Origin of the sequence: Acinetobacter lwoffii, from assembly GCF_024129735.1 — a bacterium.
Taxonomy (GTDB): Bacteria; Pseudomonadota; Gammaproteobacteria; order Pseudomonadales; family Moraxellaceae; genus Acinetobacter; species Acinetobacter lwoffii_H.
The window spans coordinates 1-13,739 of sequence record NZ_JAMXXK010000014.1 but is presented as its reverse complement, the minus strand read 5'-3'; the positions used below and the strand labels follow the sequence as shown (position 1 = coordinate 13,739).

Below are 13,739 nucleotides of genomic sequence, written 5' to 3'. Positions count from 1 at the left end.
ATCATCTAGATCTCACTGAAATCTACTTGAAAAATCATAAGATAAAACCTAGCCTGAGTATATTGGGTTAGGTTTTTTCTTATGCGTATCTTTCAACGAATTCACAATAAATTAAACTGGTCGAATCGCCGTTATGTGGCTTTGATCATTAGTATGCTGGCCGTGGGTTATCTGGCTTCGGCGATCTACCACACGTATAAGCCTTTGCCGGAAGGTCTGAATTATACGGGCAAGCTGCGCCATGCCGAAGTCAAGTTTCTAGCCGATCAGACTTATCTGGATGCCGAAGGAAAACAGCATTTAGATCATCGTATTTTTAATGAAATGCTGAAAATGATTGAAGAGGCCAAATCGCTGATTGTGCTAGATATGTTTTTATTTAATCAGCAAACCGGTGCATCTACGCAGCAGCATCAGGCATTGAGTCAACAGCTGAGTGATGCTTTAATCAGTAAGCGCCTGCTGCAGCCTGAGGTGGAAATCAAGTTTATTACCGATCCGATCAATTCAGTTTATGGCGGGATTAGATCCGAGCAGTATCGGGAATTACGTCAGCACGGTATTGATGTGATTGAAACCAATCTGACGCCGTTGCGGGCCTCCAATCCAAGCTGGTCCGGCTTCTGGTATATCTGTTGCCAGGGGATTGGCAATAATCCGGAAACAGGCTGGTTGCCGAATCCATTTGGAACAGAAAAAATTACCCTGCGCAGTTATTTTGATTTGTTTAACTTTAAAGCCAATCATCGCAAAACTATGGTGGTGGATACCGATCAAGGCTGGAAAGCACTGGTCACATCCATGAATCCGCATGATGGCAGTTCACGGCATTCCAATATTGGTTTATTGGTCTGGGGGAGCACAGCTGTGGATATTTTGAAAACAGAACTGTCTGTGGGCATGATGTCACAAGCGAATATGCCAGCCATTGTCGCTGGGGATTTTCAGGCAGACAGTAGCCAGCCACAAGCTCAGGTGCTGACTGAAAAAGCCATTTATGATGCGATTCTGAATCTGATTCAGACCGCGAAAGCCAGTGAACAGATTGATCTGGCAATGTTTTATCTGTCTGAGCGAAAAATTATCAAAAGTCTGATAGCGGCCCATGAGCGTGGTGTCAAAGTCCGGATTTTACTCGACCCAAATAAAGATGCCTTTGGCCGTGAAAAGAATGGAATTCCAAACCGGCAGGTGGCTTCAGAATTGCACGAGGCAGGTATAGATGTGCGCTGGTGTCGTACTCAAGGCGAGCAATGCCATAGCAAAATACTGATAAAGCGCAGCGCTCAGCAAGCTGAAATGATTTTAGGCTCGGCCAATTTTACAGTGCGCAATTTGAAAAACTATAATCTGGAAACCAATATGCGCGTGGTGGGTCAGCCTCAGGCTGAAGTCTTCCGGGATGCCCAGCAATATTTTGAGGGTGCATGGTCAAATCTAAATGGCCGTTCGATGAGCGTAGATTACACTCAATATGCAGAAAACTCGTTCTTTAAATATTGGCTGTATCGTTTTATGGAATGGAGCGGCTGGTCGACGTTTTAATTTTAAATCCCTCCTGACCTCCCTTTTTAAAAAGGGAGGAAAGTCCCTCTTTGAAAAAGAGGGAGTTAGGGAGATTTTTTATTATCAGCTTTTTGATTCTGGATTCGGCGGAACCAGCTGATCCAGCTCTTTATCCGTTAATTCATCCAGCTCAGAAATATCGGTTTTAATTTTCCATTGCGCTTCATCATCAACCGGATTTGGTAAACGCGCTTCTAACCAGTCACAAACTACATCGGGTGGGAAATCTGCGTGATTACACTGGATCACCCAAGACAGGAAATCTTTGGCTACACCATTCATATATGGCGGTGGCGAAACTGGAAGGAACTGAGTTGGGAGACGTTCATTTTTAGAAATATAATTCAGGACATGACCTAATTCTTGCACAGTTTGCCAAGCCAGCGGATGATCGACATTGATCTGAAACTTAAACCACCATGCCTGTTTGCCATCTGAACCATAGCTATCAATCCGTTCTTTCTGAACACTCGGCACTTTAGAAAAATATTCATGTAAACGATCGAAATTTAAATCAGACACAGTATTCAACTCGAAACATTAAAAAAAGTAATTTTAGCATAAAGCAGTAGCTTGCCGACGTGCCTGTCAGATTGAAAATAGGCGAGCGCATTACAAAAAATTGCAGCTCCAGCGAGCTTATCCATATTTTCTGCATCTATTTTGTTTAAAATATAAGCAGATTATTCGGAGGAAGCTCAAATGAGAATCGTACTATCGAGTGCAATATTCGCTGCTTTGCTATTGGGGGCTTCTGCACAGACGATGGCTGACAATGCCTGGGTGGGTTATAGCGGTGTAGATCGATCTGTACCGAATTATCGCAGCGCTCCACGATCTTATGATCCACCACGGCAGCATTATCCGCAACGTCCGCTGCCACCAAAACCACATTACCCGCAACGACCACCACATTGGGGCTATCCACCTGCACAGAGTCAAAGTGGATTAAATATTCAGTATCAGGCACCGACCACCATTTATCAAAATTCGAATAGTTATAGTTGGGTCAATGGCGATCCGGATGTAGCCCGAATTGAAAGTTCGAGATATACGGTAATTACCGATTGGCAGCGTTTAGGATTACCAGCACCACCGCGTGGCAGCTACTGGATTTATGAAAACGGACGCTATGTACTGATGCCGAATCGTTAAACTGTTTTAAATTCTGAACGGATAATTCAGTAATAAGCGTAAATAACTAAAAAGACCAAAATAGTTCCCTCTCCTGTGAGGAGAGGGCTAGGGAGAGGTTGCTTGAGATAAATCTCCCAAAACCCTAAACGAGGCTTAAGTATTACTTTAAGCTGAAGTGCAAAAAAAAGAGGGCTTAAAAGACTATGCCAATTCATCATCTTCTGGGCGCGGTGTTTTGCCGAGTGGCAGTGGCTTTTCACTATGTTTGTCACGAATCACGGATGGATAGGTCCATGAGGCATAGCGCACCACTAATATCGCAAAGGCCAAAATCAGAATTGAACCAGTAATAATCACCAGATCCATACTGGCTTTATGCGTGTGTTGAATATCTGCAATCAGCAAACGGGTCAGTGCAGTAATCGCAATATAAATCAGGAAACGTACTGGCATATGGTTGGTTTTGAAATAGATGCCGACCATGGCACCAAGTTCCAGATAAATAAACAACAGAAGAATGTCGTCAATGGTGGCGAACTGTTTCACGGTCAGAATGTCAATGACGGTATGGCCAGCGGACCAGATCACCATACAGCCAATAATAAACAGCGCAATATAATGAAAGCTTTCTACAGCAAGATTGCCAAGACGGTCGAGGAGAGCTTCAAATTTTTCAATTTTCGGACGTGATTTAGACATATTATCCTCCTGATTTTTCATGTGAAATAAAGATAGTTGCAGAATAACGTGCAAAGATCATGCACAGAATGATTGAATGAAAAATAAAGATTAAATTATTTGAACTTTTGCGCTTTTTTTAGACTAAATTGCTATATTGTATGGGTGGTAACATTGAATAAATAGGAGAAAAAAGTGTTAGATAAAATTCAAACAAAAATTAGCCAATTAGAAGCCGGAAAAAAATTAATCCTCGGCGTAGGCATTAAGGTTGAAGATATGCAAAAGGTGGTGGAACTCTGCGAGTCTTTAGAGTCAGAGGGGAATATCAAAATTGTGAATAAACATCTGAATCCGAAGAGCAATAATCAGCCGGATACCTTACTGATTCAAAAAGTTTAATTGTTGCATTTTCATAAAAAACGCCTGCTGATGCAGGCGTTTTTTATTGCAGATTTTCAGCTTAAGCTTGAGTCGTGAAATAATCTTCAGAGAAGTTCATGATGATGTCAGAACCTGATTTCACTTTAGTAATGCGTAATGCCAGTTCAGGCAGAATGCGTTGTACAAAATAACGTGCCAGAGCGAGTTTATTTTGATAGAACTCACCTTCTTTATTTTTCGCTGCATTGGCAATGCGCGCAAACATATAAGAGAAACTCAACAGACCTACAGCGTGCAGATAGTCGACTGCGGTCGCATTCGGAAAGTCATGACTTTCTCTTGCTGCTTCCAGAATATACTGAGTCACTGATTCAACTTCAGTCGCTGCATCCAGTGTGGCATCTTTAATGAAGTTCAGGTCTGCATCCAGACTATTGGCAAAGTCACGGATTTCAGAGATATATTCAGAGATATATTCGCCGCCACATTTAATGGTTTTACGGCCGATCAAATCTTGTGACTGTACGCCGTTGGTGCCTTCATAGATCTGGGAAATACGCAGGTCACGGATACATTGCTCCAAGCCCCATTCACGGATATAGCCATGACCACCGAAGACCATTTGTGCATCTAATGTCGCTTGGAATGCGGTATCCGTTAAATACGCTTTCGCGATTGGTGTTAATAGCGCAACACGGTCATTGGCTTTTTTCACCGCTTCAGGATCAGTCGAGAATTTGGTGATATCCAACTGTTGACCTACATACACGGCGAATGCACGTGAAGCTTCATTATTGGCACGTACATTCAGCAGCATACGGCGTACATCACCATGCACTAGAATACTGTCCGCAGGTTTGTTTGGTGATTGAACGCCAGCCGCGCTGCGACCCTGTAAACGGTCTGTCGCATATTGCGCAGCGTTTTGATAAGCGAATTCAGAAGCACCTAGGCCTTGGATACCCATCGACAGACGTTCATAGTTCATCATCACGAACATTGCAGCGAGACCTTCATTTTCTTTACCAACGAGGTAACCTTTCGCACCGTCAAAGTTCATTACACAGGTTGCTGATGCCTTGATTCCCATCTTGTGTTCGATTGAACCTGGGCCGACCGGGTTACGTTCGCCAATAGAACCATCTTCATTCACCAGGAATTTCGGTACGATGAAGAGGGAAATACCACGAGAGCCGGCAGGCGCATCTGGGGTTTTTGCCAGAACTAAATGAATGATGTTTTCCGCCAGGTCATGGTCACCGCCAGTGATGAAAATCTTGGTGCCGCTGATGCTATAAGTGCCGTCTTCGTTACGTTCAGCTTTGGTCTTGATAATACCCAGATCAGTACCGGCATGTGGTTCAGTTAAGCACATGGTGCCTGACCATTCGCCCGAATAAATTTTAGGTAAATAGGTTTCTTTTTGTGCTTGTGAAGCATAGCTATTCAACGCCATGCCTGCACCAACAGAAAGCAGTGGATACAGCATAAAAGATGGGTTGGTCGCGAACAGCATTTCATCAGAAAGTACTGTCAGCATTTTCGGCATTTCCTGGCCGCCCCATTCCATATCTGCGCCCAGACCAATCCAGCCGCCTTCTGCATATTGTTTGAATGCTTCTTTAAAGCCAGCAGGTGTGGTCACATTGCCATTTTCAATTTTTGCGCCTTCTTCATCACCTGTACGGTTCAGTGGAAGCATGACGTTTTGCGAAAATTTTGCCATTTCTTCAAGAATCGCTTCTGCTGTCGCAGCATCCAGATGCGCTAGATTTTCATTGGCCTGCCAGAACTGTTCTGCATTGAAGACATCGTTCAGGATGAATTTCATATCGGCAAGTGGCGCGTTATAAATTGGCATGGTGTGTCACCTGTTTATTGTTTGATTAAATGAGTTTTAATCAGTCTAAAACACTCAAAATCTGAATGTTAGACGACTAAAGGTTAATTCTGTAACGCTTTATAAAGAAAAAGGACTGCCTGTTGATTGACCGTCCTTTTTCTATGATGTAGCTAGTCTGAGCCTAACTTAGAATGCAAAGTGTTCCGCATCCAGGTTCATCAATGGCTCTACACCTGTCGCGATCACGTCAACGTGTGAACGAACGCGTGGCAAGATTTTCTTGAAGTAGAAGCGTGCTGTCGTCACTTTGGCATTGTAGAAATCAACCTCAGTGGTGCCCGCAGCCAGTTGCTCCTGAGCAACCAACGCCATACGTGCCCATAGGTAAGCTAGAGTGACATAACCAGAGAAGTACAGGTAATCCACTGCAGCCGCACCGACTTCTTCAGGGTTTTGCATCGCGCGCATACCAATTTGCATAGTCAGGTCGCCCCATTCTTTGTTCAAGGCAGCCAATGGTTCAACGAATTCTTTCATTGCAGCATTGTCTTTGTGCGCTTCAGCAAATTTATGGATGATCTTAGTGAAGTCTTTCAACATTGCACCTTGCGTACCCAATACTTTACGGCCTAACAAGTCAAGTGATTGGATCTCGGTTGTTCCTTCATAAATAGTAGAGATGCGTGTATCACGTACAATTTGCTCCATACCATATTCAGAAATAAAACCATGCCCACCTAACACTTGAACGCCATGTTTTGCAGACTCTGAACCTGTTTCGGTTAAGAACGCTTTTGCGATTGGAGTTAGGAGCGATAAGATGTTGTCAGAAGCTTTACGTTCCTCTTCTGTTGCCGCTTGTTCAACGATATCTGCATGTAGACACAATAGATACACTAGCGCGCGACCACCTTCTGCAAATGCTTTTTGCGTCAACAGCATGTTGCGTACCGCAGGATGCACAATGATTGGATCTGCTTCTTTTTCAGGTACTTTCGGGCCAGAAAGAGAGCGCATTGCCAGACGATCTTTTGCGTATGCAAGCGCGCCTTGGAATGAACCTTCAGATGCTGCAAGACCTTGAACTGCTGTACCGATACGTGCTGTGTTCATGAACGTGAACATGCAGTTCAGGCCGCGGTTTTCAGGTCCAATCAGAAAACCTTTCGCGTTTTGAAAGTTTAGCACACAGGTGGCGTTACCATGAATTCCCATTTTATGTTCGATAGAACCACAACGAACTGCGTTACGCTCTCCTAAAGAGCCATCTGCATTTACATTGAACTTCGGTACGATAAATAAAGAAATACCTTTGGTGCCTTTAGGTGCACCTGGCAAACGTGCCAATACAATGTGCACGATGTTTTCTGCCATGTCATGTTCGCCAGCAGAGATAAAAATTTTCTCGCCAGTGATGGCATAACTACCGTCGGCCTGAGGTTCGGCCTTGGTGCGAATAATACCTAAATCAGAACCTGCATGTGATTCGGTTAAACACATGGTACCCGTCCATTCACCTGAAACCAGTTTAGGCAGGTAAGCGTCTTTTTGTTCATCTGAACCGTGATGTTCTAAAGTACGTACGGCACCATGAGAAAGACCTGGGTACATGCCCCATGCCCAGTTTGCTGTACCTATCATTTCTGAAATCACGTTTCCTAGAGAAACAGGTAGAGCTTGACCGCCATATTGTTCTTCAGCAGAAAGAGAAGGGAAGCCAAGCTCGATGTATTTTTGGTACGCTTCTTTAAAACCAGTTGGAGTAGTGACAACGCCGTCATTCCAGGTGCAGCCTTCACGGTCACCGGTCTGGTTGATTGGAGACAATTCGTTTTCACAGAAGTCGGCCGCAGCTTCTAAGTACTGATCTACCAGCTCACGGCTTACGTTTTCTTGGAATGCAGGGAGATTTGCATAGTGTTGTTCAGCATTTAATAATTCATGCAACACAAATTGCATATCACGTAAAGGCGCTTTGTATTGTGGCATATCGGTTTCCTCAATACTGGTTGAACCAGCGTTATAATCTTAGATGAACTAAAACCTGTCTTCACTGACACGGTTTGGAATGATCTAATCGTGCAACAACTTCCCCTGCGGTACAAGCTTTTCGGGGTGTTTTCTTGGTGACTGTAAAGTCAAAGATTAATCTGCATGATGCATTAAAGGTCTTGAGTATAAAGACTTTAGCCATATTTTATAGGAAAGGAATAGTCAACTGTATGCATGAAACAGCACGCAATAAAAAAGCACCCGAAGGTGCTAGTCGTGAAGCCTTGATTCCTATGCATTAATAGGCAGAGGCTGTAGGCTGGAAGCGAACATGACATTTGCCATTGATGGTTTGTTCACCCATCTTGATCTGTGCAGCAGTCCCGTCTTTTTTGCCTTGACAGGCTTGCAGCATGGCTTGTTGATGTGCCTGACGTTGAGCGAGGCGCTGATCAAACTGTTTGGTCAATTCTGCACGTTTGGCATCAGTCAAGACTTCACCGTGCATCAGGCCTCTACGCATATCGGCACGCATTGGATGATGTTCAGCTTTCATGCCACGATGTTCGCCGCGATGGCTTTTCATCTCTTTATGATCTGCTTTAAAGACCATCTTGCAGGTGCCGTCTATGGTTTTATCGCCACTCTTGACTTGAATGGCTGAGCCCACAGCTTTATTGTCACAAGCTTGTTGAAGCTGTTTGGCAAACTGCATGCGTTCTGCACGCTTTGCCTTAAACTGCTCACGCTGTTCAGGAGTTAGATGCTGTTTTTTGCCTTCATGATGTTTCATCATGTGGGGATGATCGTTATTTGGGACATTGCTGGTGGATTGACAGGCAGTCAACGCACCCATTGATAAAACACTGGCACTGATGAATGCTATTTTTGTCATGGTTTGCATATGATTAATCCCGTTAAAGGTCTGATTCTTTTGATCGTTAAAGATTAAACAATAAAGATGTAGAAACAATGAAGGGTTTTTTGATGCAGTGTTCGCTACAATAATGAATATAGAAGAAAAATTGAGATTTCTATTTTGAACATTCGCCGCATTCCCATTGCATTACGTCTATTTTTGACCGTGCTGTTGACCACGCTGGTCATTACCACGGTGAGTCTGGGTGTATTGCATCTGAATATGCAGCGTAATTTTGCCCGCTATGTCGCCGATGTCGAAATGCAAAAGCTGGATTATGTGATTGAAAATCTGGCAGATGTCTATGCGGTATATCAGGACTGGGGCAATGCGATTCAGGCACAGATTCTCCAGATGGAAGGTGAAGCCGCACCAGATGATTATGACCGATTATCACGCTGGTGGCTGCGCCGTCAGTATGATATTGCCTTGCAGCAGCGTTATTTTCAGGAACAGACCCTGGCTCAAGTGGCACCGAGTATGGTGGATCCAGAGTTGCCACAACGTCAGGTCAATGAAGAAGAATTACGGGTGCTGGCGTCTAATTTGCCCTCCCAGTTTCAGCCTTTTGAAGGCTTAAAATTCCCGCTCAGTTCCAATCAGAATCTGTTTAGAACCGATCGCAAAAATGGTGAGCAGCCAGCACAGCAACCGACTGGCAAGAAACAGTTTATCCAGATGCCGGACCGTCTTGGCCTAAGTTCACGTCTTTCTCTTTATGATGCAAAACGCCGTTTTGTGGTGGGTGAAGCTTCGGATGAGCAAATTTCTTATCGCCCGATTATGGTGAATAATCAGATTGTCGGCTATTTGGGTTTAAAACCGGTTCTGGATCAGGATGATGCCTTAAGTATCAATTTCTTCAGTAACCAGAAGCGTTATTTATTTCTGGTTTATGCACTCAGTATTTTGGCGAGTCTGATTGCGTCCTTGTTATTGGCGACTTATTTCAAAAAGCCGATTCAACGTCTGCTCAATGGTACGCGTGCCTTGACTCAGGGAAATTATCAATATCAGGTTAAAGTGAACCGGAATGATGAACTGGGTGATTTATCCAATGAATTAAATGCATTGGCGGTGATTCTGGATCAGCATGAAACCTCGCGCCGTCAGTGGGTGGCAGATACCTCGCATGAATTAAAAACGCCATTGGCAGTGTTGCAGGCACAGATTGAAGCGATGCAGGATGGGATTCGTAAACCAACACCTGAACATTTTTCTTCCATGCTGGCTCAGGTGAACAGCCTGAAAAAACTGACCCAAGATCTGGCCGCGCTGGCACAGGTCGATGCCCAGCAATTGCAATTCTATTTCTCGACGGTGAATCCGTGGGAGGTTGTGCAGCAGGAACTCATTAACTTCCAGCCGAACTTTGAACAGGCTGAATTAGTGGTTACTGCAGATGGCGAAGGGACTGATTTAAATCTGGATCTAGATCGTTTTAAACAGATTGTGGCGAACTTGCTGAGTAACAGTATTCGCTATACTGAAGCAGGCGGGCAAGTGCATATTCACACCACGCAAGATGATAAAGAATGGACCTTATATGTCGATGATAGTCCGTTTGGCCTGACTGATGAACAACTGACGCGTATTGGTGAGCGTTTCTACCGTGTCGATGATTCGCGTACCCGGGCGACTGGCGGAACCGGACTGGGTTTGGCATTATCATGTAAAATTACACAGGCGCTGGGCGGCAGCTTAAGCTTTGCACATTCACCACTGGGTGGTTTACGATGCAAGCTGAGCTTTCCTAAACAATTGAAACCATAAAGGAAATATATTGATGAAACATGTCATGCTGGTTGAAGATGAAATCGAACTTGCACAGTTGGTGCGAGACTATCTGGAAGCTGCTGGTTTTGAGGTCAGTATGTTTCATGATGGGCAGGAAGCATATAACAGTTTTACCCAGCGTAAACCGAGTCTGATGATTCTGGACTTGATGGTGCCGCGTATGGACGGCCTGACCATTTGCCGTAAAGTACGTGAACAGTCGGATTTACCGATTATTATGGTGACTGCACGTACTGAAGAAATTGACCGTGTGTTGGGGCTGAATATGGGTGCAGATGATTATCTCTGTAAACCATTTAGTCCGAAAGAACTGGTCGCGCGTGTACAGGCTGTGTTACGTCGTCTGGATCGTAAATCAGAACCGGAAAGCAATGATTTATTCCGTATGGACAAATCACAACAGCGCATCTGGTATCAACAAAAAGCCTTGAATTTAACGCCGACCGAATTCCGTTTACTGGAGTTATTCCTGGAACATGTCGGACAGGTATATTCACGTGCGCAATTGCTGGATCATATTAATCCGGACAGTTTTGATGTGGCTGACCGTGTCATTGACAGTCATATCAAGAATTTGCGCCGCAAGATTTCAGATGCAGCTGAAACCGGCAACCGTCATGAGTGGATTCAGGCGGTGTATGGGGTCGGTTACCGTTTTGAATATCCTGAAGATTGAATAAATAAATATTTTTTTAGCATTGTAAAGCTCCTTTAAAATGGTTATTTTTTAGGAGCTTTTTATTTATAATTTTTAGAGGGTTGGGGTAAAATGATTTTAAAAAAAACATTACTAGTACTAAGTTGCTCTGTGTTTTTAGTGGCTTGTGGTGGAGGTGGGAGTGGAAGCGAATCATCTTCACCTAGCGGAGCAAATGGGGGAGAGGTAACGACACCTGCTTCGGATTTAGAAAAAGCAAAACAACTTGTTAAAACCACCAATGCTATCATTTCTTATTATGATGGTTTTCAAAATATTGCTGATCAATATAAAGTTCCTGCAGAAGTAATAAATAACACATCTTCAGATTTGAGCCGTGCAACAAACTTATTATTAGTGATTGCAGAGGTTGTTACTGAGAATGCACAGGGGCAGACCAAGACTTATACAGCACAACAAATTCAGGATTTAATTAATCAGGATGATGCATATAATTTTAAATTTAAGAGCAATACTTTAAAGGCTAATGTTACGGGTACTTCTATTACTATTTCAGGTGATGCTAGTGTCCAATATTGGCAAGATTTTGATTGGGATAAAGTTACAGCGGACAATGCTTGGAATAATGCAAATTGGTATAACGATCCTGCATATTCAATTTATGGTGATGATGCTGAAGTTACAGTATCAAATTTGGTCTTAGAAGCACCGTTTATTGATACCGCACGTACAACTTATAATTATAAGATTCAGAATAATGGAAAAATTTCTACCAAGAATCTTAAAAATCAAACTGCGAGTTTTAGTTTCACTGCAGATAGTACAGCATCTATGGTTTATGCTACCGCAGATACAATGGAAAACCGTGAAGATATTCCGAATCAAGCCACAATGAATTTAAAAGGACTTTTGTTTGAAAGTGCAGATGTGAAAGCCAATTTAGCAGAAGTTTCTTTAATTGCACGCAAAGCTAAATTTGATAATGGTGTTGAAACTTTAGAACAATTGATTCCATCTGAGTTGGTGCTGAAAGGTCTTGTAAGTTATCAGCAGGAATCGTTGAATTTAGAAGCTAAATTCAATTTGAATAATGATTTATCTAAAGCTATTGATGTGAGTGCTGGGCAGGAAACATCGACTAATTTCATCAATGCGAATTTAAATGTCAAATTAAGCGGTAACTTAAAAGGTGCTAATGCAGTACCTACACCATTTAGCATTGATATTACTGCAAAACGTGCTGAATTTACCAAAGGCACAGCTACTGTTGCCGTTGTCGTTGATAAAAATGCATTGGATATTGAGTTAACTGCAAAAGACTTAGATCAAGAATATCAAGTTATTGCGGGTGTAATTAAGCATAAAAATGGAGCATCCATCAGTATTGCAGATGTACAGGGTTTTACTTCAGCGAATATTATGGTTGCAGGAAAAAGTTACGGGGATCTCACTAAAAACTCATCTGGGCAATATGTGGTGAAATTTAATGATGGCACAATAATTTATATCGCTCCTTAATCTAAAACTTAACTTTGAGAAGAAGGCAGCATTTGCTGTCTTCTTTTATATCTAATGAAAAAAAATTTATTCATATTGGCCGTAAGTTTGCCATGCTCTGCTTATGCGGAAAAAACGATTCAATACAGTATAAATGCTGATATTTATAGTGAGCCTGTTAGTGTACATGCCTTTTTAAATGGTTGGGAAACCCCTAATTTTAAAAAAGGCAATAATGCCTTTGCACATGGGAAAATGAAATTAGAAACCAAACAGGATAATTGGACTGTAGGTTGGGTTTGGGCTTATGACTATCAGATTCATTTTAGTGATGATATGGCAAAGTTATATTATCAAATTGAAAATGATCAGTTAATTGATGCAAATAAACATAATCAATTGGAATTAGAAGCTCAGCATGTCGAAACGGTGGGAACTCGTTTTGCCTATGATTGGAAAGTTCATCCTGATTGGACAATTGTGACAGGGGCAACGGCTCTCATCGGCCGTCATTATGTGGATGGTAAATTTCAAGCAACAGGACAAACAACCAATTTGACTGAATTGATGGATCGAGTAGCTTGGTTAAATGGTTCATTGGATTATAGTTATGACCGTCCTGCTTTAAAAGAAGAAGAATTAGGTTGGGATGGAAGAACCAGTAAAGGTTATGGCTATGGCCTAGATTTTGGTTTACATGGGCAAATCAAAAAAGATTGGAATATTAATCTTCAGGTCGATGATTTACTCGGTTACTTATATTGGGATAAGGCTCCATTTACACGCTACAATCTTTATTACGATCAAAATCAGCGTCCTCGAATGGATCTAAGTGGACAATTAAGTAAGAGCAAACAGTATCGTCAAAAACTGCCTTTTAAATTAAGTTCGGAAATTAGCTATGATGTTCAAACTAAGCCTTGGAGTGCGAGCATTAGTAGTTTTTCAAATGAATATATAACATTAGCTCAACTCAATGCCTTTTGGAAAATGGAACAATTAAAATATGGACTGCATATAGAGCCGCAAACACAAGCTTGGGGATTATCAATACAGCATAAAAATTTTGGTGCTAAATATATGACTGACAATTTAGAGAGTAATCAGGCACATCGTTTTAGTGCCTCTTTATATGCTCAATATTACTGGTAAAATCTTTCAACATTAAAATTTTCTAACGCGGATTCAAATCCCAAGTGCGACACATTTGTAGTTAGTTGAAAAAGTTAGGTGTATTAGAATCATTAGACTTTTTCAACTCGCAATTG

12 protein-coding genes are annotated in these 13,739 nt (G+C 42.4%); 7 read left to right on the top strand and 5 right to left on the bottom strand.

Translation table 11 applies throughout. The annotated features are described in order from the left end of the window. The first annotated feature begins 81 nt into the window (after positions 1-81). Positions 82-1,545 (top strand): phospholipase D-like domain-containing protein, encoded by a 1,464-nt coding sequence (locus NI469_RS05820; RefSeq protein WP_253174600.1) that lies wholly within the window; start codon positions 82-84, stop codon positions 1,543-1,545. 84 nt (positions 1,546-1,629) lie between these two features. Here the strand turns inward: NI469_RS05820 and NI469_RS05815 are convergent, their stop codons facing one another. Then, positions 1,630-2,088: a hypothetical protein gene (locus NI469_RS05815; protein ID WP_004647495.1), complete on the bottom strand. Its 459-nt coding sequence runs from the start codon at positions 2,086-2,088 to the stop codon at positions 1,630-1,632. A 180-nt stretch (positions 2,089-2,268) separates the two neighbouring features. Here NI469_RS05815 and NI469_RS05810 point away from each other — a divergent pair, with 180 nt between their 5' ends. Next, on the top strand, positions 2,269-2,721 hold the full coding sequence (locus NI469_RS05810) for an RcnB family protein (RefSeq protein WP_253174599.1): 453 nt from the start codon (positions 2,269-2,271) through the stop codon (positions 2,719-2,721). Positions 2,722-2,904: 183 nt separating this feature from the next. On the opposite strand, the gene NI469_RS05805 is transcribed toward NI469_RS05810, so the two are convergent. After that, complete coding sequence (locus tag NI469_RS05805) at positions 2,905-3,402, bottom strand: phosphate-starvation-inducible protein PsiE (RefSeq protein ID WP_004647497.1); 498 nt, start codon at positions 3,400-3,402, stop codon at positions 2,905-2,907. Positions 3,403-3,576: 174 nt separating this feature from the next. Here NI469_RS05805 and NI469_RS05800 point away from each other — a divergent pair, with 174 nt between their 5' ends. After that, positions 3,577-3,783 carry a hypothetical protein gene (locus NI469_RS05800; protein WP_004732995.1) on the top strand — a complete coding sequence of 69 codons (207 nt, stop codon included), beginning with the start codon at positions 3,577-3,579 and terminating at the stop codon, positions 3,781-3,783. 61 nt (positions 3,784-3,844) lie between these two features. Here NI469_RS05800 and NI469_RS05795 read toward each other — a convergent pair whose 3' ends face one another. The 3 genes from NI469_RS05795 to NI469_RS05785 all read right to left on the bottom strand — a co-directional run bounded on the left by NI469_RS05795 (position 3,845) and on the right by NI469_RS05785 (position 8,504). Further along, the gene (locus NI469_RS05795; protein WP_253174598.1) at positions 3,845-5,626 is read right to left on the bottom strand and encodes an acyl-CoA dehydrogenase C-terminal domain-containing protein; all 1,782 of its coding nucleotides are present in this window, start codon (positions 5,624-5,626) and stop codon (positions 3,845-3,847) included. Positions 5,627-5,794: 168 nt separating this feature from the next. After that, positions 5,795-7,597 carry an acyl-CoA dehydrogenase C-terminal domain-containing protein gene (locus NI469_RS05790; protein WP_253174597.1) on the bottom strand — a complete coding sequence of 601 codons (1,803 nt, stop codon included), beginning with the start codon at positions 7,595-7,597 and terminating at the stop codon, positions 5,795-5,797. A 301-nt stretch (positions 7,598-7,898) separates the two neighbouring features. Next, a complete protein-coding gene (locus NI469_RS05785) occupies positions 7,899-8,504 on the bottom strand; it encodes a hypothetical protein (RefSeq protein ID WP_216986538.1) in 606 nt (201 codons plus the stop codon). Positions 8,505-8,639: 135 nt separating this feature from the next. On the opposite strand from NI469_RS05785, the gene baeS reads away from it, so the two are divergent. The 4 genes from baeS (at position 8,640) to NI469_RS05765 (ending at position 13,623) form a co-directional block, all read left to right on the top strand. Next, positions 8,640-10,292, top strand: a complete 1,653-nt coding sequence (baeS, locus tag NI469_RS05780) for a sensor histidine kinase efflux regulator BaeS (protein WP_253146982.1) — start codon at positions 8,640-8,642, stop codon at positions 10,290-10,292. Positions 10,293-10,305: 13 nt separating this feature from the next. Next, entirely contained in the window at positions 10,306-10,992 is a 687-nt protein-coding gene (locus NI469_RS05775) for a response regulator (RefSeq protein WP_004278304.1), read from the top strand. Between the two features lie 93 nt (positions 10,993-11,085). Then, on the top strand, positions 11,086-12,492 hold the full coding sequence (locus NI469_RS05770; RefSeq protein ID WP_227554897.1) for a hypothetical protein: 1,407 nt from the start codon (positions 11,086-11,088) through the stop codon (positions 12,490-12,492). 54 nt (positions 12,493-12,546) lie between these two features. Continuing rightward, positions 12,547-13,623 carry a DUF5723 family protein gene (locus NI469_RS05765; protein WP_171304322.1) on the top strand — a complete coding sequence of 359 codons (1,077 nt, stop codon included), beginning with the start codon at positions 12,547-12,549 and terminating at the stop codon, positions 13,621-13,623. The last annotated feature ends 116 nt before the right edge of the window (positions 13,624-13,739 follow it).

Bases quoted from the DNA above. Each gene is read 5' to 3' on its own strand.
- NI469_RS05770 (WP_227554897.1), top strand. From the start codon at position 11,086: ATGATTTTAAAAAAAACATTACTAGTACTAAGTTGCTCTGTGTTTTTA.
- NI469_RS05775 (WP_004278304.1), top strand. From the start codon at position 10,306: ATGAAACATGTCATGCTGGTTGAAGATGAAATCGAACTTGCACAGTTG.
- NI469_RS05810 (WP_253174599.1), top strand. From the start codon at position 2,269: ATGAGAATCGTACTATCGAGTGCAATATTCGCTGCTTTGCTATTGGGG.
- NI469_RS05795 (WP_253174598.1), bottom strand. From the start codon at position 5,626: ATGCCAATTTATAACGCGCCACTTGCCGATATGAAATTCATCCTGAAC.
- NI469_RS05820 (WP_253174600.1), top strand. From the start codon at position 82: ATGCGTATCTTTCAACGAATTCACAATAAATTAAACTGGTCGAATCGC.
- NI469_RS05785 (WP_216986538.1), bottom strand. From the start codon at position 8,504: ATGCAAACCATGACAAAAATAGCATTCATCAGTGCCAGTGTTTTATCA.
- NI469_RS05765 (WP_171304322.1), top strand. From the start codon at position 12,547: ATGAAAAAAAATTTATTCATATTGGCCGTAAGTTTGCCATGCTCTGCT.
- NI469_RS05790 (WP_253174597.1), bottom strand. From the start codon at position 7,597: ATGCCACAATACAAAGCGCCTTTACGTGATATGCAATTTGTGTTGCAT.
- NI469_RS05805 (WP_004647497.1), bottom strand. From the start codon at position 3,402: ATGTCTAAATCACGTCCGAAAATTGAAAAATTTGAAGCTCTCCTCGAC.